The sequence below is a fragment of the Bradyrhizobium sp. i1.15.2 genome, from assembly GCF_040548425.1.
GTDB lineage: Bacteria > Pseudomonadota > Alphaproteobacteria > Rhizobiales > Xanthobacteraceae > Bradyrhizobium > Bradyrhizobium canariense.
Genome location: NZ_JBEPRQ010000023.1, coordinates 48,198 through 74,467, shown reverse-complemented (window position 1 = coordinate 74,467; position 26,270 = coordinate 48,198). Strand labels below are relative to the sequence as shown.

The 26,270-nt window shown below is 63.8% G+C and carries 29 protein-coding genes and 1 tRNA gene; 5 read left to right on the top strand and 25 right to left on the bottom strand.

Features of this window, described 5'->3' with window-relative positions; genetic code table 11:
* Positions 1-493: 493 nt before the first annotated feature.
* Entirely contained in the window at positions 494-739 is a 246-nt protein-coding gene (locus ABIB80_RS30055) for a hypothetical protein (RefSeq protein ID WP_157158691.1), read from the bottom strand.
* Between ABIB80_RS30055 and ABIB80_RS30050 the strand changes: the two genes are divergently transcribed.
* Both ABIB80_RS30050 and ABIB80_RS30045 read left to right on the top strand, forming a co-directional pair.
* Positions 720-1,061 (top strand): DNA methyltransferase, encoded by a 342-nt coding sequence (locus tag ABIB80_RS30050; RefSeq protein ID WP_354128896.1) that lies wholly within the window; start codon positions 720-722, stop codon positions 1,059-1,061. The genes ABIB80_RS30055 and ABIB80_RS30050 overlap by 20 nt on opposite strands.
* 249 nt (positions 1,062-1,310) lie before the next feature.
* On the top strand, positions 1,311-2,111 hold the full coding sequence (locus tag ABIB80_RS30045) for a tetratricopeptide repeat protein (protein WP_354128895.1): 801 nt from the start codon (positions 1,311-1,313) through the stop codon (positions 2,109-2,111).
* A gap of 6 nt (positions 2,112-2,117) precedes the next feature.
* Here the strand turns inward: ABIB80_RS30045 and ABIB80_RS30040 are convergent, their stop codons facing one another.
* The 8 genes from ABIB80_RS30040 to ABIB80_RS30005 all read right to left on the bottom strand — a co-directional run bounded on the left by ABIB80_RS30040 (position 2,118) and on the right by ABIB80_RS30005 (position 7,651).
* Entirely contained in the window at positions 2,118-2,810 is a 693-nt protein-coding gene (locus ABIB80_RS30040) for a hypothetical protein (RefSeq protein ID WP_354128894.1), read from the bottom strand.
* A 123-nt stretch (positions 2,811-2,933) separates the two neighbouring features.
* A tRNA-Pro gene (locus ABIB80_RS30035) sits at positions 2,934-3,011 on the bottom strand.
* Between the two features lie 110 nt (positions 3,012-3,121).
* On the bottom strand, positions 3,122-3,700 hold the full coding sequence (locus ABIB80_RS30030; RefSeq protein WP_007611070.1) for a MerR family transcriptional regulator: 579 nt from the start codon (positions 3,698-3,700) through the stop codon (positions 3,122-3,124).
* A gap of 27 nt (positions 3,701-3,727) precedes the next feature.
* Complete coding sequence (locus ABIB80_RS30025; RefSeq protein ID WP_018456841.1) at positions 3,728-4,069, bottom strand: integration host factor subunit alpha; 342 nt, start codon at positions 4,067-4,069, stop codon at positions 3,728-3,730.
* Between the two features lie 133 nt (positions 4,070-4,202).
* A complete protein-coding gene (locus ABIB80_RS30020; RefSeq protein WP_026233249.1) occupies positions 4,203-5,183 on the bottom strand; it encodes a beta-ketoacyl-ACP synthase III in 981 nt (326 codons plus the stop codon).
* Positions 5,180-6,241: a phosphate acyltransferase PlsX gene (gene plsX / locus ABIB80_RS30015; RefSeq protein ID WP_354128893.1), complete on the bottom strand. Its 1,062-nt coding sequence runs from the start codon at positions 6,239-6,241 to the stop codon at positions 5,180-5,182. The genes ABIB80_RS30020 and plsX overlap by 4 nt, the downstream gene beginning before the upstream one ends.
* A 298-nt stretch (positions 6,242-6,539) precedes the next feature.
* Positions 6,540-7,103 (bottom strand): YceD family protein, encoded by a 564-nt coding sequence (locus tag ABIB80_RS30010; protein WP_354128892.1) that lies wholly within the window; start codon positions 7,101-7,103, stop codon positions 6,540-6,542.
* A complete protein-coding gene (locus ABIB80_RS30005) occupies positions 7,100-7,651 on the bottom strand; it encodes a ubiquinol-cytochrome C chaperone family protein (protein WP_007603440.1) in 552 nt (183 codons plus the stop codon). The genes ABIB80_RS30010 and ABIB80_RS30005 overlap by 4 nt, the downstream gene beginning before the upstream one ends.
* A gap of 98 nt (positions 7,652-7,749) precedes the next feature.
* Between ABIB80_RS30005 and ABIB80_RS30000 the strand changes: the two genes are divergently transcribed.
* Together ABIB80_RS30000 and ABIB80_RS29995 are read left to right on the top strand one after the other, a co-directional pair.
* Positions 7,750-8,235, top strand: coding sequence for an outer membrane protein assembly factor BamE (locus ABIB80_RS30000; RefSeq protein WP_007603438.1), 486 nt, complete (start codon positions 7,750-7,752; stop codon positions 8,233-8,235).
* An 86-nt stretch (positions 8,236-8,321) separates the two neighbouring features.
* A complete protein-coding gene (locus tag ABIB80_RS29995; protein ID WP_007603437.1) occupies positions 8,322-9,323 on the top strand; it encodes a Bug family tripartite tricarboxylate transporter substrate binding protein in 1,002 nt (333 codons plus the stop codon).
* Positions 9,324-9,402: 79 nt separating this feature from the next.
* Here ABIB80_RS29995 and ABIB80_RS29990 read toward each other — a convergent pair whose 3' ends face one another.
* The 16 genes from ABIB80_RS29990 to ABIB80_RS29915 form a co-directional block, all read right to left on the bottom strand.
* A complete protein-coding gene (locus ABIB80_RS29990; protein ID WP_007603436.1) occupies positions 9,403-9,675 on the bottom strand; it encodes an acyl carrier protein in 273 nt (90 codons plus the stop codon).
* A complete protein-coding gene (locus ABIB80_RS29985; protein WP_007603435.1) occupies positions 9,672-11,150 on the bottom strand; it encodes a hypothetical protein in 1,479 nt (492 codons plus the stop codon). The genes ABIB80_RS29990 and ABIB80_RS29985 overlap by 4 nt, the downstream gene beginning before the upstream one ends.
* A gap of 35 nt (positions 11,151-11,185) precedes the next feature.
* Positions 11,186-12,736 (bottom strand): amino acid adenylation domain-containing protein, encoded by a 1,551-nt coding sequence (locus ABIB80_RS29980; protein ID WP_007603434.1) that lies wholly within the window; start codon positions 12,734-12,736, stop codon positions 11,186-11,188.
* On the bottom strand, positions 12,733-13,941 hold the full coding sequence (locus tag ABIB80_RS29975; RefSeq protein WP_354128891.1) for a class I SAM-dependent methyltransferase: 1,209 nt from the start codon (positions 13,939-13,941) through the stop codon (positions 12,733-12,735). The genes ABIB80_RS29980 and ABIB80_RS29975 overlap by 4 nt, the downstream gene beginning before the upstream one ends.
* A 345-nt stretch (positions 13,942-14,286) precedes the next feature.
* The gene (locus tag ABIB80_RS29970) at positions 14,287-16,407 is read right to left on the bottom strand and encodes a sodium-translocating pyrophosphatase (protein WP_219685265.1); all 2,121 of its coding nucleotides are present in this window, start codon (positions 16,405-16,407) and stop codon (positions 14,287-14,289) included.
* A gap of 234 nt (positions 16,408-16,641) precedes the next feature.
* Positions 16,642-17,640 carry a thiamine-phosphate kinase gene (gene thiL / locus ABIB80_RS29965; protein ID WP_007603431.1) on the bottom strand — a complete coding sequence of 333 codons (999 nt, stop codon included), beginning with the start codon at positions 17,638-17,640 and terminating at the stop codon, positions 16,642-16,644.
* Between the two features lie 176 nt (positions 17,641-17,816).
* Positions 17,817-18,314 carry a transcription antitermination factor NusB gene (gene nusB, locus ABIB80_RS29960; protein WP_007603430.1) on the bottom strand — a complete coding sequence of 166 codons (498 nt, stop codon included), beginning with the start codon at positions 18,312-18,314 and terminating at the stop codon, positions 17,817-17,819.
* Positions 18,315-18,316: 2 nt separating this feature from the next.
* Entirely contained in the window at positions 18,317-18,808 is a 492-nt protein-coding gene (ribH, locus tag ABIB80_RS29955) for a 6,7-dimethyl-8-ribityllumazine synthase (RefSeq protein ID WP_219685266.1), read from the bottom strand.
* A 151-nt stretch (positions 18,809-18,959) separates the two neighbouring features.
* Positions 18,960-19,586, bottom strand: a complete 627-nt coding sequence (locus tag ABIB80_RS29950; RefSeq protein WP_007603428.1) for a riboflavin synthase — start codon at positions 19,584-19,586, stop codon at positions 18,960-18,962.
* Positions 19,586-20,734, bottom strand: coding sequence for a bifunctional diaminohydroxyphosphoribosylaminopyrimidine deaminase/5-amino-6-(5-phosphoribosylamino)uracil reductase RibD (gene ribD, locus ABIB80_RS29945; RefSeq protein ID WP_007603427.1), 1,149 nt, complete (start codon positions 20,732-20,734; stop codon positions 19,586-19,588). The genes ABIB80_RS29950 and ribD overlap by 1 nt, the downstream gene beginning before the upstream one ends.
* Positions 20,731-21,213, bottom strand: a complete 483-nt coding sequence (gene nrdR, locus ABIB80_RS29940; protein ID WP_007603426.1) for a transcriptional regulator NrdR — start codon at positions 21,211-21,213, stop codon at positions 20,731-20,733. Before nrdR ends, ribD begins: the two co-directional genes overlap by 4 nt.
* Before the next feature lie 29 nt (positions 21,214-21,242).
* Entirely contained in the window at positions 21,243-22,541 is a 1,299-nt protein-coding gene (gene glyA, locus ABIB80_RS29935; protein ID WP_007603425.1) for a serine hydroxymethyltransferase, read from the bottom strand.
* 270 nt (positions 22,542-22,811) lie between these two features.
* Positions 22,812-23,033, bottom strand: coding sequence for a hypothetical protein (locus ABIB80_RS29930; RefSeq protein ID WP_007603423.1), 222 nt, complete (start codon positions 23,031-23,033; stop codon positions 22,812-22,814).
* Positions 23,034-23,070: 37 nt separating this feature from the next.
* Positions 23,071-23,307 (bottom strand): hypothetical protein, encoded by a 237-nt coding sequence (locus tag ABIB80_RS29925; RefSeq protein ID WP_007603422.1) that lies wholly within the window; start codon positions 23,305-23,307, stop codon positions 23,071-23,073.
* A 199-nt stretch (positions 23,308-23,506) separates the two neighbouring features.
* Positions 23,507-24,025, bottom strand: coding sequence for a transcriptional regulator LdtR (ldtR, locus tag ABIB80_RS29920; RefSeq protein ID WP_007603420.1), 519 nt, complete (start codon positions 24,023-24,025; stop codon positions 23,507-23,509).
* 406 nt (positions 24,026-24,431) lie between these two features.
* Complete coding sequence (locus tag ABIB80_RS29915; RefSeq protein WP_007603419.1) at positions 24,432-24,929, bottom strand: DUF6163 family protein; 498 nt, start codon at positions 24,927-24,929, stop codon at positions 24,432-24,434.
* A gap of 122 nt (positions 24,930-25,051) precedes the next feature.
* Here ABIB80_RS29915 and hemB point away from each other — a divergent pair, with 122 nt between their 5' ends.
* Positions 25,052-26,113, top strand: coding sequence for a porphobilinogen synthase (gene hemB, locus ABIB80_RS29910; protein WP_007603418.1), 1,062 nt, complete (start codon positions 25,052-25,054; stop codon positions 26,111-26,113).
* The last annotated feature ends 157 nt before the right edge of the window (positions 26,114-26,270 follow it).

Below are 26,270 nucleotides of genomic sequence, written 5' to 3'. Positions count from 1 at the left end.
CATGGCCTGTCCGCGCGGGCATCGACAGCGCCAGCCCCATTGCGGCGGCGAGCTTTGTGACAACGATCACACCTTCCTTTCAGGCCACCGCACACAAAATGATCGCACAGGCCTGTCGCCCCTTCGGCGTCGGCATCAGCGCATAGTGGTGCGGCTGTCCACAGAGTAGATGCAGCTCGACCGGCTCGCCCAATGAGCAAGCTCGACACTGTCCAAATATGCTATGTAACCGGCGCCGAAGTGTGCTGTCGTGCCCACCTCACTAGGCTAAAAGACTGGCGATCATCACCGCTGAGATTGGAATGCAGCGGTCACGCGCGAATCTCAGCGCAGCTCCTCTGCGTATCGACTAACTTTCCCTTATAGGGATGTAGCTTTTGACGATTGGAATGACCACGAGCGCCTCAGCGAAGCAAAGGCGCTGCCGGAGAAGCCAGATAGCCATGAGTGCGACAGACCGACTTGTGTATATCTGCGAGCGGGCGATGCCACACTACGGAAAAGATTTTATCAGCGCACGTCTGCGCTGAAGATAATCAAGTTTTGGTTTTCCGATTTTAGGAGCCTGAATTTTTTTTCCATTGTATGGCTCAAGATTGCTTCTTAGCACATCGTCATCGCCCACCCGATCCCCATCGATGCGAACAATAAGATCGTCATCAATTAGGAGGTGACCATTTTCAAACGCGCGATCCACAAGAAGCGAAAGACAAATACCATTGGACGGGTCTATCGCCACGAACCCATCAGACTTGGTCGTCGATTTGTTTGGCGGAAGCGGAACCACTGCGGCCGTTGCCCATAAGATGCGGCGTCGTTGGCTAATAACGGAACGAAATTTTCAAACAGTTCGAGACTTCTTGCTGCCACGACTCCAACATGTAGTTAGTGGCACGGACCCGGGCGGGATTACCGAGATGCTCTCGTGGGCGGGGGGCGGCGGCTTTGAGGTCGCGCAAGTGTCCCCCAGATTCGGCACGGGATACAGCTCGGCCGGCTTTGGGGGTATCCGACGGGGTTTAAAGAAAACGGCAATCCGCGAGGATATATTAGCAGCCTAGCAGCGAGGCAGGAAGTACAAGACCCCATTGCGGGGCGCGTTTTGTGACAATCACACCTTCTCCTTAAGCCACTGCTCGCAAGATGATCGCACGCGTACGCCGTCCATCCGGCGTCAGCGCGCGAAGGCGAATAGCGGTTGCCCGAGGCCGGAGCCGAGGCCATACTTCGCGCCTCGATTGTCGTCGATCGCGAGCCCCGTGTCGAAGCGCCCTGTTCCTCCCCCCAGCCGCGGACCTCATCAAACCGATTTGCGCGAGCGCGCCACGCTCGCGCTGCGGATGCAGAATTTCGCCGAGGCGGAGCGGCTTGCAGCCGAAATCTTGAGGACAAGCCGGAACGATATCGTCGCGACATGGGTTCTCGGCCGCGCCTTGCTCGCCCAGAACCGCGCAGCGGAGGCCATCCTGCCGTTGGACAAGGCGGCGCGCCGCACCAGCGATCCGGGCATTGAAACTCTGCTTGGCGCGGCCTTGGGCGAATCCGGACGTCGCACGGAAGCCGTCGAACAATTGCGCCGGACCGCGGCGCGTCGCCCGCCTTTCCTGCCGGCGTTCCAGGAACTCGCCGGCCAGCTTGCCAAGGATCGGCGCCTCGATGAGGCCATCGCCGTGATCGGCAACGCCTTCGCGCTCGCGCCGGAAAGCATCGAGTTGCAACTGGATCTTGCGCGCCTGCATCTCGAGCGCAATACGCGCGGTGAGGCGCGCGCGATTCTCGTCAAGGCCCACGAGGCCGCGCCTGGGCGTCCCGATATCTCGACCCTACTTGCACGCGTGCTGCGCCAGGACGGTGATTATGCCGCAGCCGCAGAAATGTACCGGCTCGCGCTGGCGCTACGCCCTGACGATGCCATGGCACGGGCCAACCTCGCGGGCTGCCTGTTTGAGTTGGGTGAACGCGAAGCGGGCGAGGCGAGCCTTCGTTCGGCCTTACACGGCCGCCCTCGAATGCTGGCACAAGCCGCCTACACGCTCGTCCATTCATCCCACGGGCGCTTCTTCTTCCGCCCGAGCGCGCTCAAGAAGTTTCTGCAAGGCGAGGTGCCGTGATGCGGCTCACGCACGGAACTGCCGTCGATAGGCGCCAGGCTCCTGCGCGACCGACTTCGTCACCTCGAACACCCGCCGCATCTCCTCTGCAGTCAGTGGTGCGGTCTGAGCGACCCAGGTTTCCCGCTTGACCGCCATGCATTGCGCGATCGGTGTCCCCTTCGGCAGCACGCCGTTGAAATTCACGTCGTGCCAGTGCACCGGGAAATGGATCCAACTGTCGCGATATCGATCGCAATCGACGAGGCCCGTCAGCGTCGTGAAGGGCAAATCGAACCGATTGATCGGATGCATGAACAGAACCGAATAGCCTTCCGGCGCTTCGATCAGCCATGGGTTACGAAACTTGATGAGAAGCCGGTCCGGCTCGAACAATGGCGATCCCGTGACCTGACTCGAGTCGTGAAATCCAACGGGAGAGCGCGGGAAATCGAGTTCACCACCGGCTGGCAGGTCACTGTCCCAGGAAATTTCCCCGTTCTCAAACCTGACATCGCACATCAATGGGATCAGGAAGCCGCTCGTCATGGCGTCGACGACCGGAGGACACCGCTTGACCGTATCCTCCTCGCGCTGATTGATCGCGTTGAAGGCCTGCGTCGGCATCGCCTTCAGCCAGGCAGGCAGGCCTAAACTTGCAGGGACCGGTGGCGGCAATTTGTCTTCAAGACCCGGCGGACAGCGGAACTTGAGGGTCATTGGCTCGTCGGGCACTTCTGATGCTCTCATTGTCGGCGGGCGCGCCTAGGCCTGATCGCCAACAGACAATGCATCCGTTGCGATGCTTTTCGCGCGTGTGCTCAGCCAAGCCTACGAACAAAATGGTCGGAGCGAGAGGATTTGAACCTCCGACCCCTAGTCTCCCAGACTAGTGCGCTAACCGGGCTGCGCCACGCTCCGAACGTCGTTCCATTAGCTAGGATCGCCGGTTTGCGCAAGGCGAGCTCACACCATTTTGGTGCCTCTGCCGAAAGGCCCACGGAACTTGCCCAAAGCCGAGGGGGCCGGCGTCATGCGTCCTTCAGCGCCTGATCCAGCATCTCGCGGCAGGCGATAAGCTCGGCGAGCACCCGTCCGAGGCGCTCGCGGTCGATGGCGCTGGGGCCTGCGGGCGCGGCGGGGGTGCCGCCCTTGCGGAAGGTGGTGAGGATTTCCTCGTCGTCGGTCTCGGAGAAGCGGAAGTCGATGCCCTCCTCCTCCTCGCCCTGGTAATCGTCATCGTCGCTGTCGCGGGCGCCGCGGACACCTGTCTCTTCCTCGGGCTCCATCAGACTGGCGCCGACGGCGTCCTCGATGGCGCCGAACGAGACCGCGGCCGCGCTGTCGGCGAGGCCCTGCACCGATTTGACGCCGTGTTCTTTCAGGATCCGCTGCACCCCGCGGATGGTGTAGCCCTCCCCGTAGAGCAGACGGCGGATGCCCTTGAGCAGGTCGACGTCGTCGGGCCGGTAATAGCGGCGGCCGCCGCTGCGCTTCATCGGCTTGATCTGGGAGAAACGCGTCTCCCAGAACCGCAGCACGTGCTGCGGAATGTCGAGTTCCTGCGCTACTTCGCTGATGGTTCGGAACGCATCCGGCGCCTTGTCCAAATGCCAAATCCTTATCCGGAAGGCGGATTACGCCTCGGGTTGCGCCTTGCTGGCATCACCATTGGTGCGGTGCTGGGCGTTGATCCGCTGCTTCAGGATCGCCGACGGCTTGAACACCATGACCCGGCGCGGCGAGATCGGCACCTCGGTGCCGGTCTTGGGATTGCGACCGATGCGCTGACCCTTCTTGCGGACCATGAAGGAGCCGAACGAGGATAGCTTCACCGTCTCGCCTTTCTCAAGGCAATCGGTGATCTCCTTCAGCACGAGTTCCACGAAGGCGGACGATTCCGTGCGCGACAGGCCCACCTTCTGGTAGACGGCTTCGCACAGATCGACACGCGTTACGGTTTTACTTTGATCGGTCATCGCCCTGCCCCACATCACGGCGAACAATTGTTGTCTGAAATTATGAGCTTACGATACGGCGGTCAACAGCGCTCATCAATGCAAGCGCATCGATAATCCGCGCTGATTCGGGCAAAATTTTATCGACTGTGGCTTACCAGCGCACCAGCGCGGAGCCCCAGGTGAAGCCGCCGCCCATGGCTTCGAGCAGAACCAGGTCGCCACGCTTGATGCGGCCGTCCTTGCGCGCCACCGACAGCGCCAGCGGGATCGAGGCCGCCGAGGTGTTGCCGTGAAGGTCCACCGTCAGCACCACCTTCTCCGGCGCGATATGGAGCTTATGCGCGGACGCGTCGATGATTCGCTTGTTGGCCTGGTGCGGCACGAACCAGTCGATGCTGTCGGCATTGAGCCCGGTCGCCTTGAAGGCGTCGACGATCACGTCGGTGATCATGCCGACCGCGTGCTTGAAGACCTCGCGGCCCTCCATGCGCAGATGGCCGACAGTCTGGGTCGAGGACGGGCCGCCGTCGACGAACAGCTTCGCCTTGTGACGGCCGTCGGAGCGCAGATGCGTGGTCACGATCCCGCGGTCGGTCGCGGCATTGCCCGGCTGCTCCTGTGCCTCCAGCACCACGGCGCCGGCGCCGTCACCGAACAGCACGCAGGTGCCGCGATCGGTCCAGTCGAGGATGCGCGAGAAGGTTTCCGCCCCGATCACCAGCGCGCGCTTGAAGGCGCCCGTGCGCAGGAAATTATCGGCGGTGGCGAGCCCGAACACGAAGCCCGAGCACACCGCCTGAAGGTCGAAGGCCGCGCCGTGGTTGATGCCGAGCCCGTGCTGCACAGCGACCGCGCTCGCGGGGAAGGTGTTGTCAGGCGTCGAGGTCGCGAGCACGATCAGGTCGATCGACTGCGCGTCCACGCCGGCATCGGCAAGCGCAGCCTGCGCCGCCTTCAGCGCCAGATGCGAGGTGAACTCGCCCTCGGCCGCGATATGCCTCTCGCGAATGCCGGTGCGTTGCACGATCCACTCGTCGGACGTGTCAATGCGCGCCGCCAGTTGGGCGTTGGTCACCACCTGCTCCGGCAGATAGGAGCCGCAGCCCAGCACGACCGAACGAATTTGAGTCACGAAACATCCTCCGGCGCGGGCTGCACGAAATTGAGCGCACCACCTTCGCGGTTGAGCATCTGATTGATCTTGTTGAGGAGATCGAATTTGACCATCTCATAGCCAACATCAATCGCATAGGCAAAGCCTTCGGCAGCGATTCCGCCATGGCTCTTGACCACGATCCCGTTCAATCCCAGCAACACGCCGCCGTTGGATTTGTTCGGATCCATCTTGTTGTGCAGGGCCTGGAAGGCGTTGCGCGCAAAGAGATAGCCGAGCTTTGACAGCCAGTTCCGCTTCATCTCGTCCCTGAGCAATTCCGCCATCTGCCGTGCGGTTCCCTCCGCAGCCTTCAGCGCGATGTTGCCGCTGTAGCCCTCGGTGACGATGACGTCCGCCACCCCCTTGCCGATGCCGTCACCCTCGACGAAGCCGAGATAGTCGAGCTCAGGCAGGTTCCTGGCGCGCAAGATTTCGCCGGCCTCGCGGATCTCCTCGTGCCCCTTGATCTCCTCCACCCCGATATTGAGCAGGCCGACCGTGGGTCGTTTCTTGTTGAACAACACGCTGGCCATCGCCGCGCCCATGATGGCGAGCGACACCAGATGGTGGGTATCGCCGCCGATGCTGGCGCCGAGGTCGAGGACCACGGAATCGCCGCGCCTGGTCGGCCACATGCCGGCGATGGCCGGACGGTCGACGCCGGGCAGCGTGCGCAGGTGGAAGCGCGACATCGCCATCAGCGCGCCGGTATTCCCGGCCGAGACCGCAACATCCGCCTCGCCCTTTTTCACCGCATCGATGGCAAGCCACATGGAGGAAGTCCGGCGGCCGCGCCGCAGCGCCTGGCTCGGCTTGTCCGACCCGCTGACCGCGACATCGGTGTGGATGATCTTCGACGCCGCCTTCAGCGCGGGGTGGCGCTCGAGCTCGGGCTCGATCTTGGCGCGGTCCCCGATCAGCAGGAATTCGATCTCGCGATGCCTATCAAGCGAGATGGCGGCGCCTGGAATGACCACGGCGGCGCCGGCGTCGCCCCCCATGGCGTCAAGCGCGATGCGAACCTTGCTTGGCATAAAAGTCCTGGAAACCTGGTCTGGTGCGGTCTTGAACGAGCGGGGCCGCAAATGGGTCCGCCACGAACATGGCGGTCGGTCAAGCGCCACGCTGCACCCCGACCGGGGCGCGACAATAGCGTTTTGTTATCCCGAAACAACCTCTTGCCCCCAGCCTTTTGGATTCGGGAGCATCGGGCCGCGGACGGACTAATTCACAAGAAACGCATCAAAATCAAACAGATAATTCGACCTTTCAAACCACCATCGCAAACACCTCGCGCCCCGTAGCAAAGCGGTCCTCTGGGGGAGACGGCACCTATTGGTCTTTCTTCTTGTCCTGGAGTGCCTTCAGGACCGCAAAGGGATGGTCCTCCGGATCGGGGGCGATGACCTCGGGCTCAAACACCACCCCCGGTTTCCGCGGATAGGGATCGACCGCCAGAAACAGGGCGTCGGTGGCGAGCCGGCCGAGGTCGATGATGCCATTGACGATCGCCTCCGGGGGGTCGGCGACCTGCTCCTGATCGTCCTGCCCCTCCTCCATCAGGTCGGCCAGGCGGCGGACCTCGGCCTCGGGGGCAAACATCAGGTCCACCTCCTCGTCGATCTCGCTCTCCATCGGGTCAAGCGTGACCACACAGGTCTGGCCGATCCGAGCACGAACGTGGCCCGTAACCTGGATCCGGTTGCCGCTTTTCGGCACGACATCGAAGTCGGCCTGGACCGAGACAACCTCGCGCAAGCCTGCCGTCTCGGCCATGGCCTGCCGCTCGGCGGCCGAGGCCTCGAGCTTGCGATGCAGGCCGGTATCCGGGATCTGGGCAACGATGACGGGCACCCGCCAGGGATCGGGCCCGGATGCTGGTATCGGTCGGGTCATGGCGTGACATCCTCAGGAAGCGCTGGAGGAAACTTGAAGGACGCACCCAGCAGTGCGGCCTCGCCGGTCCGGCCGAGCTCGGCCTCGGCAGCCCTGGCATAGGCCGCGAGCCGCTGCGCCTGGTCCATGCCGGCCCCATTCAAGATATTCTTGCAGATCGCCGATGCCAGCGCCTCGCCGCCGCTTTCCATGGCCTGATCGTAGGCCTGGACCCGGCCGTAAAATGCCTCGCCGAAGGCCCGCATCCGCTTCGGCACGGTCTGGTCGCCTATCCCCATCTCGCGCAGATTGTCGTCCATGTCCTCGCAGAAGCGGTCGAACAGCGCCTGCGACAGCTCGGTGGCGCCCTGAACCGTGCGCAGACGGCGCAGCAGCAGCCAGAGGTGCAGCAGCAACAGATCGAAACGCCCGTTAACGCTATCCGGCACGCCCAAGTCTCGGTAAAATATGGGTTCTCGCGCCTGCGTCACGATCATGCCATAGATGGCTTCAATGGTGCCCGGCGAGGCTAGGCGGGGTTTCCTGAAGTGATTGAACGGCCAAAGCATTGTGGTTTCCGCAAGCGGGCGCGCGCGTGTTGCATTCAGAGCCTCCGCCCGGTACTTCAGCGCCTCGCGCGACGCAAGGGGACGGAATCAGTTCCGCTATGACGATAACGAACCAGACCAGCCTGCGTGCAGACAAGCGGCGCGGCCTTCAAGCACGTTGGCGCGGCTTGCGCCTGTTCGCGGCCGCGGCCCTGGTGGGCGCTGCGCTTGCGGGCTGCACCGGCGAGCAGTTCCAGAAGGGTTACATCCTGCCGCCCAACGCGCTGGAGCAGATCCCGATCGGCGCGAGCCAGGATCAGGTGCTGATCGTGATGGGCACCCCCTCCACCGTCGCAACCCTCGACGGCGAGGTGTTCTATTACATCTCGCAGCGCTCCGAGCGCATGGTCGCCTTCATGAACCAGAAGGTGGTCGATCAGCGCGTCATCGCGGTCTATTTCGACAAGAACCGGCGCGTGCGCCGGCTTGCGAATTACGGCCTGCAGGACGGCAAGATCTTCGACTTCGTCAGCCGCACAACGCCGACGTCGGGCCAGGAGATGAGCTACCTTACGCCGATCTTCAAACTGCTCAGCTTTAACTGAGCCTTCAGCCTGCGGCCTCGTGCGGCTTGCCGTTGCGCGTCCGGTTCCATACGCTCCCCGCAAAACAAGACCCAGGGAGTGGATTCGTGCCCAATCAATTGCTGTCCCGCCGTCGTGTGCTCACCGGTGCTGCCGCCCTCTCGGCCGCAGCGATCCTGCCGCGATCGAGCCTGGCGGACTGGAAGCCCACCGAAAACGTCCGCCTCGTCGTGCCGGCGGCCGCCGGCGGCTCGACCGACGTGATGGGTCGGCTTCTGGCCGCGCATCTGCAGACCGCCTGGGGCCAATCGGCCGTGGTGGAAAACCGCTCCGGCGGCGGCGGGACGATCGGCACGGCCGAGGTGGTCCGCGCCAAGCCGGACGGCCACACCATCCTGATCGGCAATCCCGGCCCGAACGCGATCGCCTACAGCATCTTCAAGAACCTCACCTACAAGCCGGACCAGCTCCAGCCGGTCTCCAATATGATCCGGATCCCGAACATCGTCTCGGCGCATCCCAAGACCGGCATCAAGTCGATCGCCGAGCTGGTCGCCTATCTCAAGGCCAATCCGGACAAGCTCAGCTACGCCTCCTCCGGTGTCGGCCAGAGCCCTCATCTCACCGGCGCCTGGTTCCTGCAGCTCACCGGCCTGAAGATGACGCACATCCCGTTCCGCGGCGCCGGTCCCGCGCTCCAGGCGGCGCTCGCCGGCGACATCCAGATCCTGTTCGACAACCTCTATCCGAGCCTGCCGCAGGTGCAGAACGGCACCCTCACCGGCCTCTGCGTCACCACGACCGAGCGCAGCGACCTCGCGCCGAACCTGCCGACCATGCGCGAGAGCGCGCCGGAGCTTGCGGCTTTCGACGTCTCGTCGTGGTTCTCGGTGTTCCTGCCGAAAGGTGTGCAGCCTGCCGTTGTCGAAGCGCTCAACCTTCAAGTGAAGGCGATGCTCGAGCGCGACGACATCAAGAAGAACATCGTCGCCATGGGCGCCCGCGCCGACTACGGCACGCCCGACCAGTTTGCCGCCTTCGTGGACGCCGAGACGAAGAAGTTCGCCGGCATCATCCAGAAGGAAGGGCTGCAGATGGACGTGCAGTAGCCTTCGCATCCGCGGACACGGCCCAACATGCATCGCCGGCCCGTGTTTTCGGGTTGAGCGCGTGGCGACACATCGGTTGCTATGCAAGCTCGGCCGACGGCTGTCCCACCAAAGCAGCAATCGCCGAAATCGAGTCCAGGCGCGTCAAATCGAAGCCGATGTCGGAGAAGTTGATCCCGTGGTCGGTCTCAATGCTCATGATCAGCTCGACCGCGTCGAGCGAATCGAGGCGGCCGCTGGTGAACAGCAGATCGTCGTCACCTAGCGGCGCGCTGTCGCCCTTCATCAGCAGCCGCTGCACGATGTAGCGTCGCATCTGCGATCTGACTTCAGGGCCGGCTTTCGTGGTCATGTCGAGACTCCCAGGAGATAGAACAGGAATTCTGCGCGTTGCCCGAGCGAATGCTCGCGGTCGAGCGGCGCATCGAAGATGTGAATGAGACAAAAGAAGCTCGACACCCACAGGCAAGGCAGCAAGCGGCCACGCAGCCATCCTCGCGGCGCCTGTTGTGGGGCGCGGCGCATCTGCGAGAGCCCGACGCTGACGGCCAGGACAAACGTGTAGAACGCGTGGGATTGCTGACCGACCACGGCCCGCCAAAGGCCCATTTCGCCGACGAAATGAATATCGCGAATGAAGTGAAACAGCAGGTTGCCGACACAGGCCGCGGCAAAGGTGGCGAAGAACATGCGAAGCCGGCGATGGCCGCGGAGGCAGCGAACAAAGGTGGGGTAGAAGAAATGATCGACGAGCAGTTCCTTGTAGTAGAAGTAGTAGCGGTTCCAGAATTCCGCGAGCGTCGTTGACTCCAGAGGCCGGTAGGTGTTGCGCAGCAGGCGAAAGCCGGCAAGCCGCGCCGTGGCGATGATGACGCCGCCGAACACGGTCATGCTCAGCAGGTCCTCGACGAAGAAGCTGACGAGGCTCGCCCATCCGACGAAACGCGACCAGGGATGGCCCGCGAGATATTGCGGCAGGTTGTCGTCGAACATTGGAAGCTGCAAACGCCCGTGGACGAGCTCGACGAGACAGATCCTGATGATGGCGAGCACAAGGATCCAGACCGCAAGCTTGAAGCCCTTGAGCTGCGTCACCGCAAGCTCTTCGGGTGTCTTGGCCTCGAAGCGGTCGAGATACGACAGCCCCTTCCCGAACGGCGTCAGCGACGATCCCCAGAAGGGGTGGAAAACGCTCAGATGCCGCCACACCGGAGATCGCTTCCTGCCCGCATCGGCCAGACCATAGGCAAGAAACCACAAATAGGGCTGGAACGTCATCAGAAATGACCACAGCAGAACGCGCGGCAGGCCGGCCATCATCGTGGCCTGTGTCAGCGCGACGAGTGCCAGGAACGCCAGCAACAGGCTGAGCGTCGGGCGGCGGAAGACCACCGTCCCTGCGCCCTGCATGATCAGCAACCCCGCGAACAGCGCAAACACGACGGCTACCATGACCGCTTCCAGCAGCGGCTGATGGATCCGGTCGCCAACGCCTTCGTCGATCGCCAGCCGTTCGAGAAAACCTCGGTCGATCAGGAAGCCGCTGCGATAGAGCAGCAGCAAGGTTGCGAGCAGGATCAGGACGCGCCGGTACCGGCCGGCATAGGCGCACACCAGCGCGAATCCCGCCGCTGAAAAATCGATACCTATCTGCCGAAACAAAACCACGAGCAGTCCGACCGCGCAGCAGAGCAGCACGCGGCCACCGATGTCCTGGACCCCCGCCACGAGCCTCGGGTTCCGATCGATCTTCGGGATCAACCGCCACGACGGCTTCCCATGAGGACCCGACGGCGCGTAGCCGTAGGACTGGCTTTCAACACTCATCGGACAACGCGCGCGATCACGACGAGCTGTTGCATCTAAGAGGCCCTTGCAACAGCTTCGCCAAGCAGTGACACCACGGAGCGCCGGTCCGCCTTGCCATTGGCGTTGATGGGAATGTCTTCCATCCAGATGAATCGGCCCGGCACCATGTAGGCGGGAAGGTGCGCCGCGCAGTGCTGGCGCAGATCGCTTTCCGCCATTCTTGCACCCGAATACGCGGCCAGCAGCCGACTGGCACCACTGGCGTCGCGCTGCACCACGGCAAGCGCACGGGTTATTCCCCTGCACGCCATCAGCGCGTGGTCGATCTCCTCCAGCTCGACCCGATACCCCCGAAGCTTGACCTGATTATCCGCGCGACCGCGGAAGCGCAGGACGCCGGTTTCAACGTCGGCCTCCACGAGGTCGCCGCTCCGATAGAGGATCGACCGATAGCCGTCGATTAGAGGGTCCTGACAGAAACGGCGGGCCGTCTCTTGCGGGTTGTTGATGTAGCCGAGCCCTACCCCAGGGCCTCCCAGCCACAACTCGCCGGCGGTGCCCCCGGGCACCGGCTTCATCTCTTCGTCCAGAATCCGGTAGCTGAAATTGGGATTGAGCCGTCCCAGAGGAGCCAGCCCGTCCGTGGTCTCGAAAACGGATTCGACGATCTCGAAACCACTGCAAATACAGCTCGTCTCGGTCGGCCCGTAGCAATTGATCAGCTTCGCCTTGCCGGCAAACGCGTCGTGGAACCGACGAAGGCGGGCCAGCGGAAACCCCTCACCGCCGAACATGAACCGGCTGATGCTCGGCAGCCAATCCGGGCTCAGAAGGTGCATGGAGTCCAGGAACATGAAGAGGGTCGGCACGGCGAAGAAGAACGTGCACTGATGCTTGGTGATCTCCGACACCAGCTCTGCGGGGGGCCGCCCCTTCAGCGCGTCCAGCGCGACAACCGCCGCTCCGTTCAGCAAGCCGGCATAGATGTCGAAGACCGAATTGTCGAAATAGATCGGGTTGACATTCGTCAGCCGGTCACCGGGTCCAATTCCAAGATCGTTCTTCGCCCAGGCGACCAGGTGAAGCACCCCTTGATGGGGGATGACCGCGCCCTTCGGTTCGCCCGTCGATCCCGAGGTGAACATGACATAGGCCGGATCGGCCCCGGTGATCAAGGACGTCAGCGACAGATTGTCGTCTTCAAGCTGCGACAGGGCATGATGCAAGGCAGCCCGGGCACTTGCATCGCCGATCAATGTCCGCGGTCCAGCACCCTCGCGCACGCTGACGATCAGCGCGGGCCGGCATCGCTCCAGCATCAGCCGGGCACGTTCCTCCGGGGCCGCGGGATCGAGGAACGCATAGGGTGCTCCGATCTTGATGCAGGCGATCGCGAGCGCATAGGCCTCGGCGATTTTCGGCAATTCAAGGCACACCACGGCGCCCTTGTTGACGCCCCGCGATGTCAACCAGCGCGCCGACCGGTTTGCCAACTGGTTGAGCTCCGAAAAGGCAAAGCTATCGCCTTCGCAGTACAGGGCGACGGCGTCCGGCGAGGACGCAACGACCTCTTCGAAATGCAGCGCCAGATTATGGGCGGTCATACCGACGCCTCGATCATTTCATTGTCGCCGGAATCGCCCGGCGCGTTCGACGAGGCCTGCACGATCTCGGCAAAATCTCGCTGGTTGAGCGCGATCACGGCCGCGGGCAATTTCGCCTCCGGAAACTGGGCCTGCAACACGCCCCCGAACTCCATGCCGAGATGCTGAAGGAACGCGGCGGCCATCGGATCGGTCGCCAGCGGCCTGCCCTCACTTGCTCCCTGGTTCATATCGGGCACGAGGCTGCTGTTCTCGCTGCCAGCTGAAGCAGCTTCGCGATCGACACGCAGCACCACGTCATAGCGATAGCGGGTCAGCTCGTAGCTTGATCCGCGCTTGAGCAGGATTTCCGTACCCGATATCCGCGGGATGGATCGGGAAATGCCCTGAAAATAGTGGGGATGGATCACCAACTCGCGCTCCTGGGCGATCGACAGGAAGATCTTTCGCGCGAGTGCGGCATCGGTGGCACTCGAAACTTTCGCGGATTGAACTTCGCGATGGAACACCGGCAGGAGCTCGAGGTTACGAACGTCGCCGACGAAGATGTGCCCCCCAGGAGCCACCAGGCCCGCGGCTTGCTCCAAGACTGCGTGCAGGTATTCGATGCCGGGAAAGTATTGCACGACCGAGTTGAGCACCACTGCATCGAACGAATTCAGCGACAAGCCGCTCAAATCGGTGGCTTCCCGCTCGAGAAATTCGACATGCCGAAGCTCGGGCTTCGACTGTGCGAACGCACGCAGCCGCTGAACCGCTACCGGCGAGAGGTCGGTGCCGCAATATACGTCACAGCCGGGCGCGAGCTTTTCGACGAGCAAGCCGACGCCGCATCCGATCTCCAATACCCGCCTTGCACCAAGAGCACGAATTTGCAGGACCGTATGATCCAGCCAATCGACCATGTCGGGTTCGGGAATGGGCCTGTTGGTGAAGTTGCTGGTCCAACCGACGAATGACGGCACAACACCATCGGCATCATGGCGATACGCTTGATCGAAAGCGCGACGCCATTGCGCAACTCTGCGATCTGTCTCGGCCTGAAGACGCTTCGCCTTGCCGGCGCTCAGATGATCGGGGTCAATTGCGATGAAAGCGACCTCGGACTGGCCGCCGTGGCCAGGCTCGGCGCTGAAGAAAGCATCCGCCACGCCCGGATGCGCCATCAATGCCCGTTCAATCTCGTTCACAGGCCGTGCAGGCAATGGAAACCTCCCTCGTGCGGGCGGCAAGCAGCGAACCCCTGAACATACCGAGAGCGCGCCTCGCGCGGAGCATCTCCACGCGTGCTGCGGAACTCGCTAAAATGCCGCCGACAATCTCGCGTATTTCTAGAGCTCGGCCGGTTAAGCAACCTTAAATGTGGCGCACGCGTAGGATGCACATTTTCGGGCGGCTTACGCTCTCGGCATCGATGGATGGCTCTGATGACCGGATTGTTGCAGTTCCACGTCTCGTTGGCCCTTCAGATGATGCGGCGGCCCCGGCACGCACGCAAAGAAAGACCCCGCAGGCCTGCGCCGCGGGGTCTTTGTTCAGCAATGTGTACCTCAGTGCGCCAGGATCGCCAGCAGCAGCAAGGCAACGATGTTCGTGATCTTGATCATCGGGTTCACCGCCGGGCCGGCCGTGTCCTTGTAGGGATCGCCGACGGTGTCGCCGGTCACGGCCGCCTTGTGGGCGTCACTGCCCTTGCCGCCGAAATGACCGTCCTCGATGTACTTCTTGGCGTTGTCCCAGGCGCCGCCGCCCGAGGTCATGGAGATCGCGACGAACAGGCCCGTCACGATCACGCCGAGCAGCATCGCGCCCACGGCCGAGAACGCCGCCGACTTGCCGGCCGCCCCGCCCCCCGCGATCGCATAGATCACGAAGTAGACGAAGATCGGTGACAGCACCGGAAGCAGCGAGGGGATGATCATTTCCTTGATCGCCGCCTTGGTCAAAAGGTCGACCGCCTTGCCGTAATCCGGCTTGTCGGTGCCTTGCATAATGCCCGGCTTCTCGCGGAATTGTCGGCGGACCTCCTCGACGATCGCGCTCGCCGCGCGGCCCACGGCGGTCATGCCCATCGCGCCGAACAGATACGGCAAGAGCCCGCCGAACAACAGGCCCACCACGACGTAGGGGTTGTTGAGCGAGAAGTCCGGTTTGACGCCGGCGAAGTAGGCGTGGTGCGCGGAGTCCGCAATGAAGAACTTGAGATCCTCGTTGTAGGCCGCGAACAGCACCAGGGCGCCGAGACCGGCGGAGCCGATCGCGTAGCCCTTGGTCACCGCCTTGGTGGTGTTGCCGACCGCGTCGAGCGCGTCGGTCGATTTGCGAACCTCCTTCGGCAGGCCTGCCATCTCGGCAATGCCGCCGGCGTTGTCGGTGACCGGACCGAACGCGTCGAGCGCGACGACCATGCCGGCGAGCGCCAGCATCGTGGCGGTCGCGATCGCGATGCCGAACAGGCCGGCGAGGCTGTGGGTGACCAGGATGCCGGCGATGATCACGAGCGCGGGTAGCGCGGTCGATTCCATCGAGATGGCGAGGCCCTGGATCACGTTGGTGCCGTGGCCGGTCACGGAGGCCTGGGCGATCGACTTCACCGGACGATAGTCGGTGCCGGTGTAGTATTCGGTGATCCAGATGATCAGCGCGGTGACGGCGAGGCCGACCACGCCGCACTCGAACAGCGCCATGCCGGTATAGTCGACGCCGGCGAGCTTGCCGAAGCCGATCAGGTAATAGATCACGCCGGCAATGCCGACCAGCGACAGGACGCCGGTTGCGATCAGGCCCTTGTAAAGCGCGCCCATGATCGACTGGCTCGGCCCGAGCTTCACGAAGAAGGTGCCGATGATCGAGGTGATGATGCAGATGCCGCCGATGGCGAGCGGCAGCGTCATCATGTCGGCGAGGATCGGCGTCTTGGCGAAGAAGATCGCCGCCAGGACCATGGTGGCGACCGCGGTCACCGCATAGGTTTCGAACAGGTCGGCGGCCATGCCGGCGCAGTCGCCGACATTGTCGCCGACGTTGTCGGCGATGGTGGCCGGGTTGCGCGGATCGTCCTCGGGAATGCCGGCCTCGACCTTTCCGACGAGGTCGCCGCCGACGTCCGCACCCTTGGTGAAGATGCCGCCGCCGAGACGGGCGAAGATCGAGATCAGCGAGGCGCCGAAGCCGAGCGCCACCATGGCGTCGATGACGACGCGGCTGTCAGGCGCAAGCTTCAGCGAATGGACCAGGAAGCCGAAATAGAGGGTCACGCCGAGCAGCGCGAGACCCGCCACCAGCATGCCGGTGATGGCGCCCGCCTTGAAGGCAAGCTCGAGACCACCCGCGAGCGACGTCGTCGCCGCCTGGGCGGTGCGCACATTGGCGCGGACCGAGACGTTCATGCCGATGAACCCGGCCGCCCCCGACAGGATCGCGCCGATGGCAAAACCGATCGCGACATAGAGCCCCAGGAAATAGGCAAGCAGCACGAAGATGACGATGCCGACCATTCCGATCGTGGTGTATTGACGCCGCAGGTAGGCCTGTGCGCCTTCGCGCACCGCTGCCGCGATTTCCTGCATGCGCGGAGACCCCGCATCCGCGCTCAACACCGAAGACGTCGCCCAGATCGCGTAGACGACGGAAAGCACTCCGCAGAGCACAATCAACCATAATGCTGTCATGTGATTTTTTGCCTCAGATCCTTGATGAACGTACCCCCAGCGCCTTTTGTTTTCCGTCGTGCGGTGCGGCGCCTTGATTTGAAAAAGGCCGCCCCTTGCCCGAAGGCGCGGCCTTAGTCGGTCACGACCTTGCCAAAATCAAATTGAGGGTGCAACGCCAGATAAGTCCGAAAAGCCGATCTCGGCAGGTATTTAGCCGGTCTTGGCAGCCCGGACGCCGGTTTGGAGCATTTCCTAGAAGTGGCTGTAGGACAGTCGCTTCAAGACCAGCTCCTGGCCCTGCCCGTCCAGGAAGCGCGGCCGCTCATGGCCCGCGACGATCGTGCCGATCGCCGTGACGGCAAGGCCTGCCGCCCGCCCCAAGGCAATCAGTGCGTCACCTTGCGCCGGCGGAACGGTGCACAGCACCTCGTAATCGTCACCCCCGGCCAGCAGCGTCTCGACGCCAACGACCTTGCCCGCGATCAGGGCGGCGGCTGCTGCCGAGAGCGGCACGCTGGTCACGTCGATCGTGGCCGAGACGCCTGACGCCGCACAGAGCTTGGTCAGATCTCCGGCCAGCCCGTCGGAGACATCCATCGCAGCCGTCGCATGCTCACGCACGCCTTGCGCGAGAGCATTGCGGGGCTGCGGCACGCGATAGCGCGAGATCAGAGTCTCGCGCGCGTGCGAATCGGAGGCCAGCGCATTCGCCACCGCGCCGCCCTTGAGCACATCGAGGCCAAGCGCGGCGTCGCCGATCGTTCCCGTCACCAGAATACGGTCGCCCGGTTGGGCGCCGGTGCGGCCGACCATCCGCCCCTGCGGCACGCGGCCAAAGGCGGTGATCGAGATCATCTGCGGCCCCGGCGTCGACACCGTGTCGCCGCCGAGCAGCGGACAGGCGAAGGCTTTCGCATCCTCGCCGAGCGCGTCCACGAACGGCCTGAGCCAGGCGTCTTCCTTGCTGCGCAGCGCCAGTGTCAGCACGAAGCCGGCCGGCGCGGCCCCCTTGGCAGCGAGATCGGACAGGTTCACCCGCAGCGCCTTGCGCGCGATGGTATCGGGCGGATCGGTGGCAAGATAATGCACGCCCTCCACCACCGCGTCGGTGGTGACGACGATATCGCTGCCGAGCGCCTGCAGGATGGCGGCATCGTCCACCAGCCCCAACGCGCCGGGATCAGTCGCCAGCGGCTTGAAATAGCGCGCGATGAGGGAGTCTTCGGCGGAGGGATTGTGCGGGCTGGTCATTAGCGTCCGCCACATACATCGCTGTCATCGCCCGGCTTGACCGGGCGATCCAGTACGCCGAGCCGCCTCTGCTCAAGCACCACCGCCGCGGCGTACTGGAGCACCCGCCTTCGCGGGTGATGACAGCGGAATATGGGGCAGCCACATCGCATCAAATCACCGCCCTGCGCCTCAATCTACCCCCGCCCGAACTCGTCACCGCGAAACTGGCGGCCGATCTGGTCGAGCACCGCGTTGACCATGCCGGTCTCCTCGCGGTCGACGAAGGCATTGGCGACGTCGACATATTCGGAGACGACGACGCGGCCCGGCACGTCCTTGCGGTGTTCCAATTCGTAGGCCCCTGCCCGCAGCACCGCGCGCAGGATCGCTTCGATGCGCTTCAACGGCCAGCCCTTCGACAGCGCCTCGTCGATCAGCGGATCGAGCTTCTTCTGGTCGCGCACGACGCCGGAGACGACGTCGCGGAAGAACGCCGCTTCCGCAGGGAGATATGTGTCGCCCTCGACCTCGTTGCCGAGCCAGTGGCTCTCGAACTCCGCAAAAATGTCGTTGATGCCGGCACCGCCGATATCCATCTGGTACAGCGCCTGGACGGCTGCGAGCCGCGCCGCACCGCGCCGATTCGCCTTCTTCTCCGTGCCAACCGGCGGCTTCTTGTTGTTATCGGCCATGATCAAGCCCGCGCCAGCCGGCGCTTTATGCGCAGCATCGCAATCGCGGCCCGCGCGGCGTCGCCGCCCTTGTTCAGCTCGCTGGCGCGCGCCCGCGCCCAGGCCTGCGCCTCGGTGTTGACGGTGAGGATGCCGTTGCCGAGCGGCAGCTTGCGCGCCACCGCCAGGTCCATCAGCGCGCGCGAGGATTCCTGCGAGACGATCTCGAAATGGATGGTGTCGCCACGGATCACGCAGCCGAGCGCGATCGCGGCGTCATACGGCTTGCCATTGGCGGCCGCGGAATCGATCGCGATGGCGATCGCCGCAGGAATCTCCAGTGCGCCGGGAACCGTGATGACGTCGTGGGTCAGACCGGCCGCCTTCAGCTCGGCCACCGCGCCTTCCAGCATCGCGTCCTGGAGATCGTCGTAGAACCGCGCCTCGACAATCAGCGCGCGCGCGCCGGAGATGTCGGTCTGGTCCTTCAGGGGTGCGCGCCGCGCGTCTGCCATTGCTCAATCCGTCTATTTTGGGTCGGCCGTTTTGTAGTCGCCGCAAGCCGGCAAGCCAAGTTTTAAACTGTCATTCCGGCGCGATGCGAAGCATCGAACCCGGAATCTCGAGATTCCGGGTCTGGTCCTGCGGACCATCCCGGAATGACGGCTACGCAGTCATTTCCGTCAGCCGCGCCGCATAGCGGGCCATCAGATCGACCTCGATATTGACCGCATTCCCCGCCTTCCAGCCGCCGATCGTCGTGACCGTCAGGGTGTGCGGGATGATCAGCACCGAAAAGCTCACGTCCTTCACCGTATTTACCGTCAGCGAGACGCCGTCGAGCGTGATCGAGCCCTTGGTCGCGATGAACCGCGCCAGCTCCCGCGTCGTGGAGAGCTCGAACCGCGCCATGTCGGGCAGGTCCTCGCGGCTCACGAGGGTCGCGATGCCATCGGCGTGGCCGGCGACAATATGCCCGCCAAGCTCGTCGCCGATCTTGAGCGCACGCTCGAGATTAAGCCTGGTGCCGACCCTCCAGTGCTTGGCGGTCGTCAGCGCCAGCGTCTCGGCCGCGGCATCGACGTCGAACCAGGTTCTTTGAGCAGAGTCTTTGCCGCCTTCGACGCCGGACGCAACCACCGTCAGGCAGACGCCGTTGCAGGCGATCGAGGCGCCGTCCGCAATGGTGGTCTGGTCGTAGCGACAGGCGATGCGCAGCCGGTGCAACTGGCCCTGCGCCGTCGGCGTAAAGCCGACGATCTCGCCGATATCGGTGACAATGCCGGTGAACATTACGCGCGCTCGTAGATGGTGAGAGTATCCTTGTCGAAGGTCTCGCTAGCATGAACCTTGTAGGCTTGCGACTGCGTGATTTTCGACAGGGGCAATGCAGCGAGCGCATCCACCCCGTCGACGCCCACCGCCTCCGCACCGCGGAACAGCCAGATCTCGTCAACGAGGTCGGCGGCGATAAAGGACGCCGCGACGCGGCTGCCGCCCTCGACCATCAGCCGCGTGATGCCCATCCCGGCCAATGCATGCAGCACCGCCGCAAGATCGAGTCCCGAGGCGTTGCCGGGCGGCACGCGGATCACCTGGGCGCCGGCAGCACCGAGCCGCGTGGCGGCCGCGGCCTCCGCCAGTTCAGAACCCACCACCCACAGCGGAATCTCGCGCGCGGAGCCCACGAGCTTGCTTGCGCCGGGAATGCGCAGGCTCTGATCGAGCACCACGCGCACCGGTGAGCGCGCTGCCATGCCCGGCAGGCGGCAGTCGAGTAGCGGATCGTCCGCCAGCACCGTGCCGATGCCGACCAGGATGGCGTCGCTCGAGGCGCGTAGGAGATGCACCCGGTTGCGCGCCGCCTCGCCGGTGATCGCGACCGGCTTGCCGCCGGCCGCGCCGATCTTGCCGTCGGGCGAGACCGCGAGCTTCAGGATCACATGCGGGCGGTGATCCCTGACGCGACGGAAATGCCCGGCATGATCGAGGGCGGCTTCGCGCGCGCACAGACCCACATCCACCGTGATGCCGGCCGCGCGTAACCGAGCATGGCCCTGACCGGCGACCTCCGGATTGGGATCCTCGATCGCGGCCACCACCCGCTTGATGCCGGCGGCGATCACTGCGTCGGCGCACGGTGGCGACTTGCCGAAATGCGAGCACGGCTCCAGCGTGACGTAGAGCGTGGCGCCGCGCGCGCCCTCGCCCGCGCGCCGCAGCGCTTCAGGCTCGCCATGCGGTCGTCCCCCTGGTTGGGTCCAGCCGCGGCCGACAATCACGCCGTCCTTGACGATGACGGCGCCGACGGCGGGATTGGGCCAGGTACGTCCCTGCCCGCGCCTGCCGAGCGCCAGCGCAAGCTCCATGAAGCGCCGGTCGGCATCCCTGGACTCGCGCGCCTTCTGCGCGAATTGATCCTCCAGGATGCGGAAGATCATTTGCGGATCGCGGCGAGCCGCGCTTCCTCCTCACCGGAGAGCTCACCGAGCACGTCGGCGAAATCCTTGGCTTCGCGGAAATTGCGGTAGACCGAGGCGAAGCGGACATAGGCGACGTCGTCGAGCGTGCGCAGATGCTCCATCACGGTCTCGCCGATCACTTCGGAGGAGATTTCGGCTTCGCCCCCGGTCTCGAGCTCGCGCACGATGGTGGAGACCATCTTCTCCACCCTTTCCGGCTCGACCTGCCGCTTGCGCAAGCTGATCGACACCGAGCGCATCAGCTTGTCGCGGTCGAACGGAACGCGGCGGCCGTTGCGCTTGATCACCGTGAGCTCGCGCAGCTGCACACGCTCGAAGGTGGTGAAGCGGAAATTGCAGGCGACGCACACGCGCCGCCTGCGGATCACGGAAGAGTCCTCGGTCGGACGCGAGTCCTTCACCTGCGTATCGAGACTGTTGCAGTTCGGGCAGCGCATCCGTTGACCTTGACCGGTTTTCTTGAGCCTTACTGATAGATCGGGAAACGGTCGGTGAGCGCCTTGACCCGTTCCTTGATCGCGGCTTCCACCAGCGGCGCCTTGCCGTCGGAAGATTGCGCGATCGCGTTGAGGACTTCAGCGATCATGCTGGCGACCTGCTGGAATTCAGCGACGCCGAAACCGCGGGTGGTCGCCGCTGGCGTCCCCAGACGAATACCGGAGGTGACAAACGGCGACTCGGGGTCGAAAGGAATGCCGTTCTTGTTGCAGGTGATGGCGGCGCGAACCAGCGCCTTCTCCGAGGCGTTGCCCTTCAGGCCCTTCGGCCTGAGGTCGACGAGCATCAGATGGTTATCGGTGCCGCCTGAGACAATGTCGAACCCGTGGCTCTTCATCGCTTCGGCCAGCGCCTTGGCGTTCTCGACGACGTTCTTGGCATAGACCTTGAAGTCCGGCCGCAGCGCCTCGGCAAAGGCGACTGCCTTCGCCGCGATCACATGCATCAGGGGGCCGCCCTGCAGGCCCGGGAAGATCGCCGAGTTGAATTTCTTGGTCAGCGCCTCGTCATTCCACAGCATCAGGCCGCCGCGCGGACCGCGCAGCGATTTGTGGGTCGTGGTGGTGGTGATGTGCGCGTGAGGCACCGGCGAGGCATGCACGCCGCCGGCGACGAGACCAGCGAAGTGCGCCATGTCGACCAGCAGGTACGCGCCGACGCTGTCCGCGATCTCGCGGAAGCGCTTGAAGTCCCAGGCGCGCGAATAAGCCGAGCCGCCGGCCACGATCAGCTTCGGCTTGACCTCCTCCGCCTGCTTGGCGACCGCGTCCATGTCGATGATCTGGTCCTCGCGGCGCACGGTGTAGTGCGCGGCCTTGAACCACTTGCCACTCATGTTGACGGGGGAGCCGTGGGTGAGATGGCCGCCGGCCGCAAGATCGAGGCCCATGAAGGTGTCGCCGGGCTGGAGCAGCGCCAGAAACACCGCCTGGTTCATCTGGCTGCCGGAGTTCGGCTGCACGTTGGCAAAGTTGGCGCCGAACAGCTTCTTGGCGCGATCGATCGCAAGGTTCTCGGCGACGTCGACCCACTCACAACCGCCGTAGTAACGCGCGCCCGGATAGCCTTCCGCATATTTGTTGGTCATCACCGAACCCTGCGCTTCCAGCACGGCACGGCTGACGATGTTCTCGGAGGCGATCAGCTCGACCTCGTGACGCTGGCGGCCGAGCTCGCCCTTGATGGCGGCTGCGATTTCCGGGTCAGCCTGCTCGAGCGAGGCGGTGAAAAACGAATCGGGCGCGGAGGCGGTTTTGGCGAAGGTCATCTTGCGAATATCTCCACCGCCGCAGCCTTTTGGCGGGCTACGGGCGGGTCTGGTGTGGCGATCGGAAGCGGCGTGCGCGATCTACCACATTGCCCGCAACAGGCCAAGGGTTTGCGGGTCGGGCCTGTGATTTATGCAAGATATGGTGGGATTGGAAATTTGGACGACCGGCCGGCATCCGGTCGTCCAATGCTCCCGAAAGGTCCGGGAAGGCCCGCTTTGGGCTCGAAACGCCGCGCGGTGCGACCGGCTTGACCGTCCGGCCGGCCTCTAAAGCCCGGTATACCCCGCCTTCACGGGGTCCACGCTGCCGTCGAGCTGCCGCAGATAGGTCAGGCCGCAAACCGTCAACCTGTGGGTGTCCTTCTCGCCGGCTTCCATCAACGTGTTGAGGTAGTTCGTCACCTTTTCCCGCGCCTCCGCGCTCGCCGCAGACGTGCGGTTGGCGAGCAGGTCATAGGTATGCATGATCCGGTCGATGGCAGCTTCCATGGCACCCTCTGGTTCTTGCCGCGTTTGGGAGTTGAGATCAGGCAACCGCTTTGGCCTCGGACTGCGCCTCGAACCTCACGATGGCCTTGTTGGCCAACCTGATCTTGTTGAATTCGCCGAGCTGGAGCAGCTTGATGACGATCTCGAGCAGGCGTTGGTCGGTGACGAGGGTGTCCCGGATCGCGCCGGAGCGGCGAAGATAGTTCGCGGCGATCGCGTAGGCCTCGCTCACGAGTTCCACGTTCATCACCCCAACGCCACGCTCGACCAGCATCGTCAGCCTCCGATCCGGAGGAGATAAGCATCGAACCGGGAACTCGTTCCCTGGTGTCGGGGAATTTTTTCGCAACCGCGAAATAAAAACGCACCGGTCCGGACACGGCCGGGCCGGCGCGCTTGGGGAAGCTCAGGCACGTTCGGGAGGCTTGCCGGTCTTGTTGTGGGCCGGCTTGGCCAAATCCCGTCGAAAGAGCTCAGAGACGATACAGGATCTGGTCGGTCCAGAACCGCTCGAGGCGGTGCAGCGACTTGTTCAGGGTCGAGAACTCCTCGCCCGAGATGCCGCCGACCTGCTCGACCGTCTTGACGTGCTTCTGGTAGAGCGAGTCGACGATGCGGCGGACTTCCTGGCCCTGCGGCGTCAGGCGGATGCGCACCGAGCGGCGATCAACGCGCGAGCGCTGATGGTCAAGGAAGCCGAGCTCGACGAGCTTCTTCAGATTGTAGGAGACGTTGGAGCCGAGGTAATAACCGCGCGTGCGCAGTTCGCCCGCGGTCAGCTCCTTGTCGCCGATGTTGTAGAGCAGCAGCGCCTGAACCGAGTTGATGTCCGCACGACCGCGGCGATCGAACTCGTCCTTGATGACGTCGAGCAGCCGGCGATGCAGCCGCTCCACCAGAGTCAAAGCTTCCAGATAGAGCGTCTGCACCGAACCCTGCTGGCCGGAGACGCGCTCTGCGGTATCTGCCGCAGTTGCGACGGCTTTCATCATGACACTTCCCCTGTTGTCGTTTTTATCGACACTCATTCGACGAAACTTGTGTCCCGTCTGATAGGTGCAACTTAAGGGGCTCGTTTGAAGATCGGCTTAAATAAGAGAATAAAGAGATCATGAATTTAAGACAGTGAATTGCGGATTAAGCCTGTGCCACAAGCACTTTTCGCAATAGTCTGTTGACTCTCGCAAGGTCCTGTTCACCCTCCGTCCGCCCCGATTGTCGCATTCCAGAACAGCCCCGCCCCGTTTCGAAACGGCCGCGTAAGAGCTGTGGCGGAACATGCTGGTTAGCGAAAACTTACGTCGAATTTTACGCAACCAACCGTCAACCAAGCGCGACATTCTCGTGTCCCGGACCAGCACAGCGAAGCGGCGCGCAGAGCCGGGGCACGAGAGTTTGCTATGGCGGCCGTTCGCGTGCGGCCATCCAGGCCAGTGCGAGATAGGCAGCCAGCATGAAGGCTTCGACCCCGACCACGACCAGGCTGCCGCCGTAGATGCCCGGGAACATCAGCTCGATCACCGCCATCGACACCACGGTCGTGAGCCACACCACCGCGCCCCAGGGTGTGGCGAGCCAGAGGCCAACCGCTGCAACGAGTTCGATCACAGCGAAGTAGATGGTCGAGGCCTGCCACGCCATCGACTGGTTCTCGAAGGCCTCGTCCTCGCCGCCGACGAAGCCCGTCACCTGCGCCCAATGATAGAGGCCCTTGAGGATCGAGAGCAGCGCCATCACCCGCAGGAACAGCACGAGCCGGCGCGTCCAGACATTATCGTCGGATTCAGCCCGCTCCGACGAGATCGCCGCCACCGACATTGCGCTGTCTCTGGCATTGTCTCGAACGGCGTCCCTGGCACTGTCGCGGGCCGCATCGCGGGTGGAGATCTCGGACATGCCCCCTTCTGGCTGCTTTGCCCCGCAAAATCAATCGGCTGCCATCTTTTGCGGCACGTCAAGCCGCGGTGACGGGAACCATGCGAGCTGGTATAAGAATAATTCCAGCCGGAGGAAGAGTGATGGCGATCAAATACGGACGTCCGATCGAATTGCGCGAGGTCTCGCGCCGGGATGGCACTGGGGCCTCCCCTGCCCTCGATCTGACCGTCCGCCCGCGCCGCAACCGCAAGGCCGAATGGGCCCGGCGCATGGTGCGCGAGAACGTGCTCACGACCGACGATCTGATCTGGCCGCTGTTCCTGATCGACGGCAACAACAAGCGCGAGCAGATCGCCTCGATGCCGGGCGTCGAGCGTCTCAGCGTCGACCAGGCCGTGCGCGACGCCGAGCGCGCGATGAAGCTCACCATCCCCTGCCTCGCGCTGTTTCCCTATACCGAGCCGTCTCTGCGCGACGAGGAGGGCTCGGAAGCCACCAACCCGAACAATCTGGTCTGCCAGGCGGTCCGCGCGATCAAGAAGGAGTTTCCGGAGATCGGCATTCTCTGCGACGTCGCGCTCGATCCCTTCACCAGCCACGGCCATGACGGCCTGATCTCCGACGGCAAGATCCTGAACGACGAGACGGTCGCCGTGCTGGTGCGTCAGGCCCTGGTGCAGGCCGAAGCCGGCTGCGACATCATCGCGCCCTCCGACATGATGGACGGCCGCGTCGCCGCGATCCGCGAGGGCCTGGATCGCACCGGTCTGCTTGACGTGCAGATCATGGCCTATGCCGCAAAGTACGCCTCCGCCTTCTACGGCCCGTTCCGCGATGCCATCGGCTCGGCCAAGACGCTCACCGGCGACAAGCGCACCTACCAGATGGACAGCGCCAACACCGACGAGGCGTTGCGCGAGGTCGAGCTCGACATCGCCGAGGGCGCCGACATGGTGATGGTCAAGCCCGGCATGCCCTATCTCGACGTCGTCCGCCGCGTGAAGGACACGTTCGCGATGCCGACCTTCGCCTACCAAGTGTCCGGCGAATACGCGATGATCGCGGCCGCCGCCAACAACGGCTGGCTCGACGGCGACCGCGCCATGATGGAGAGCCTGCTCGCCTTCAAGCGCGCCGGCGCCGACGGCGTGCTGAGTTATTTCGCACCGAAGGCGGCGGAGAAGCTGCGGGCACAGGGGTAAGCCCCAATGTCGTCCCGGCGAAGGCCGGGCGCCCCTGTCTCTTATCGTCGTCCTGGCGAAAGCCAAGACCCATACCGCGTGATCTATCAAGAGCACGCGGTATCGACACCGGCGAACGTACCAACCTCCAGCCTTCGCCAAACTTCTCCCTGGGGTA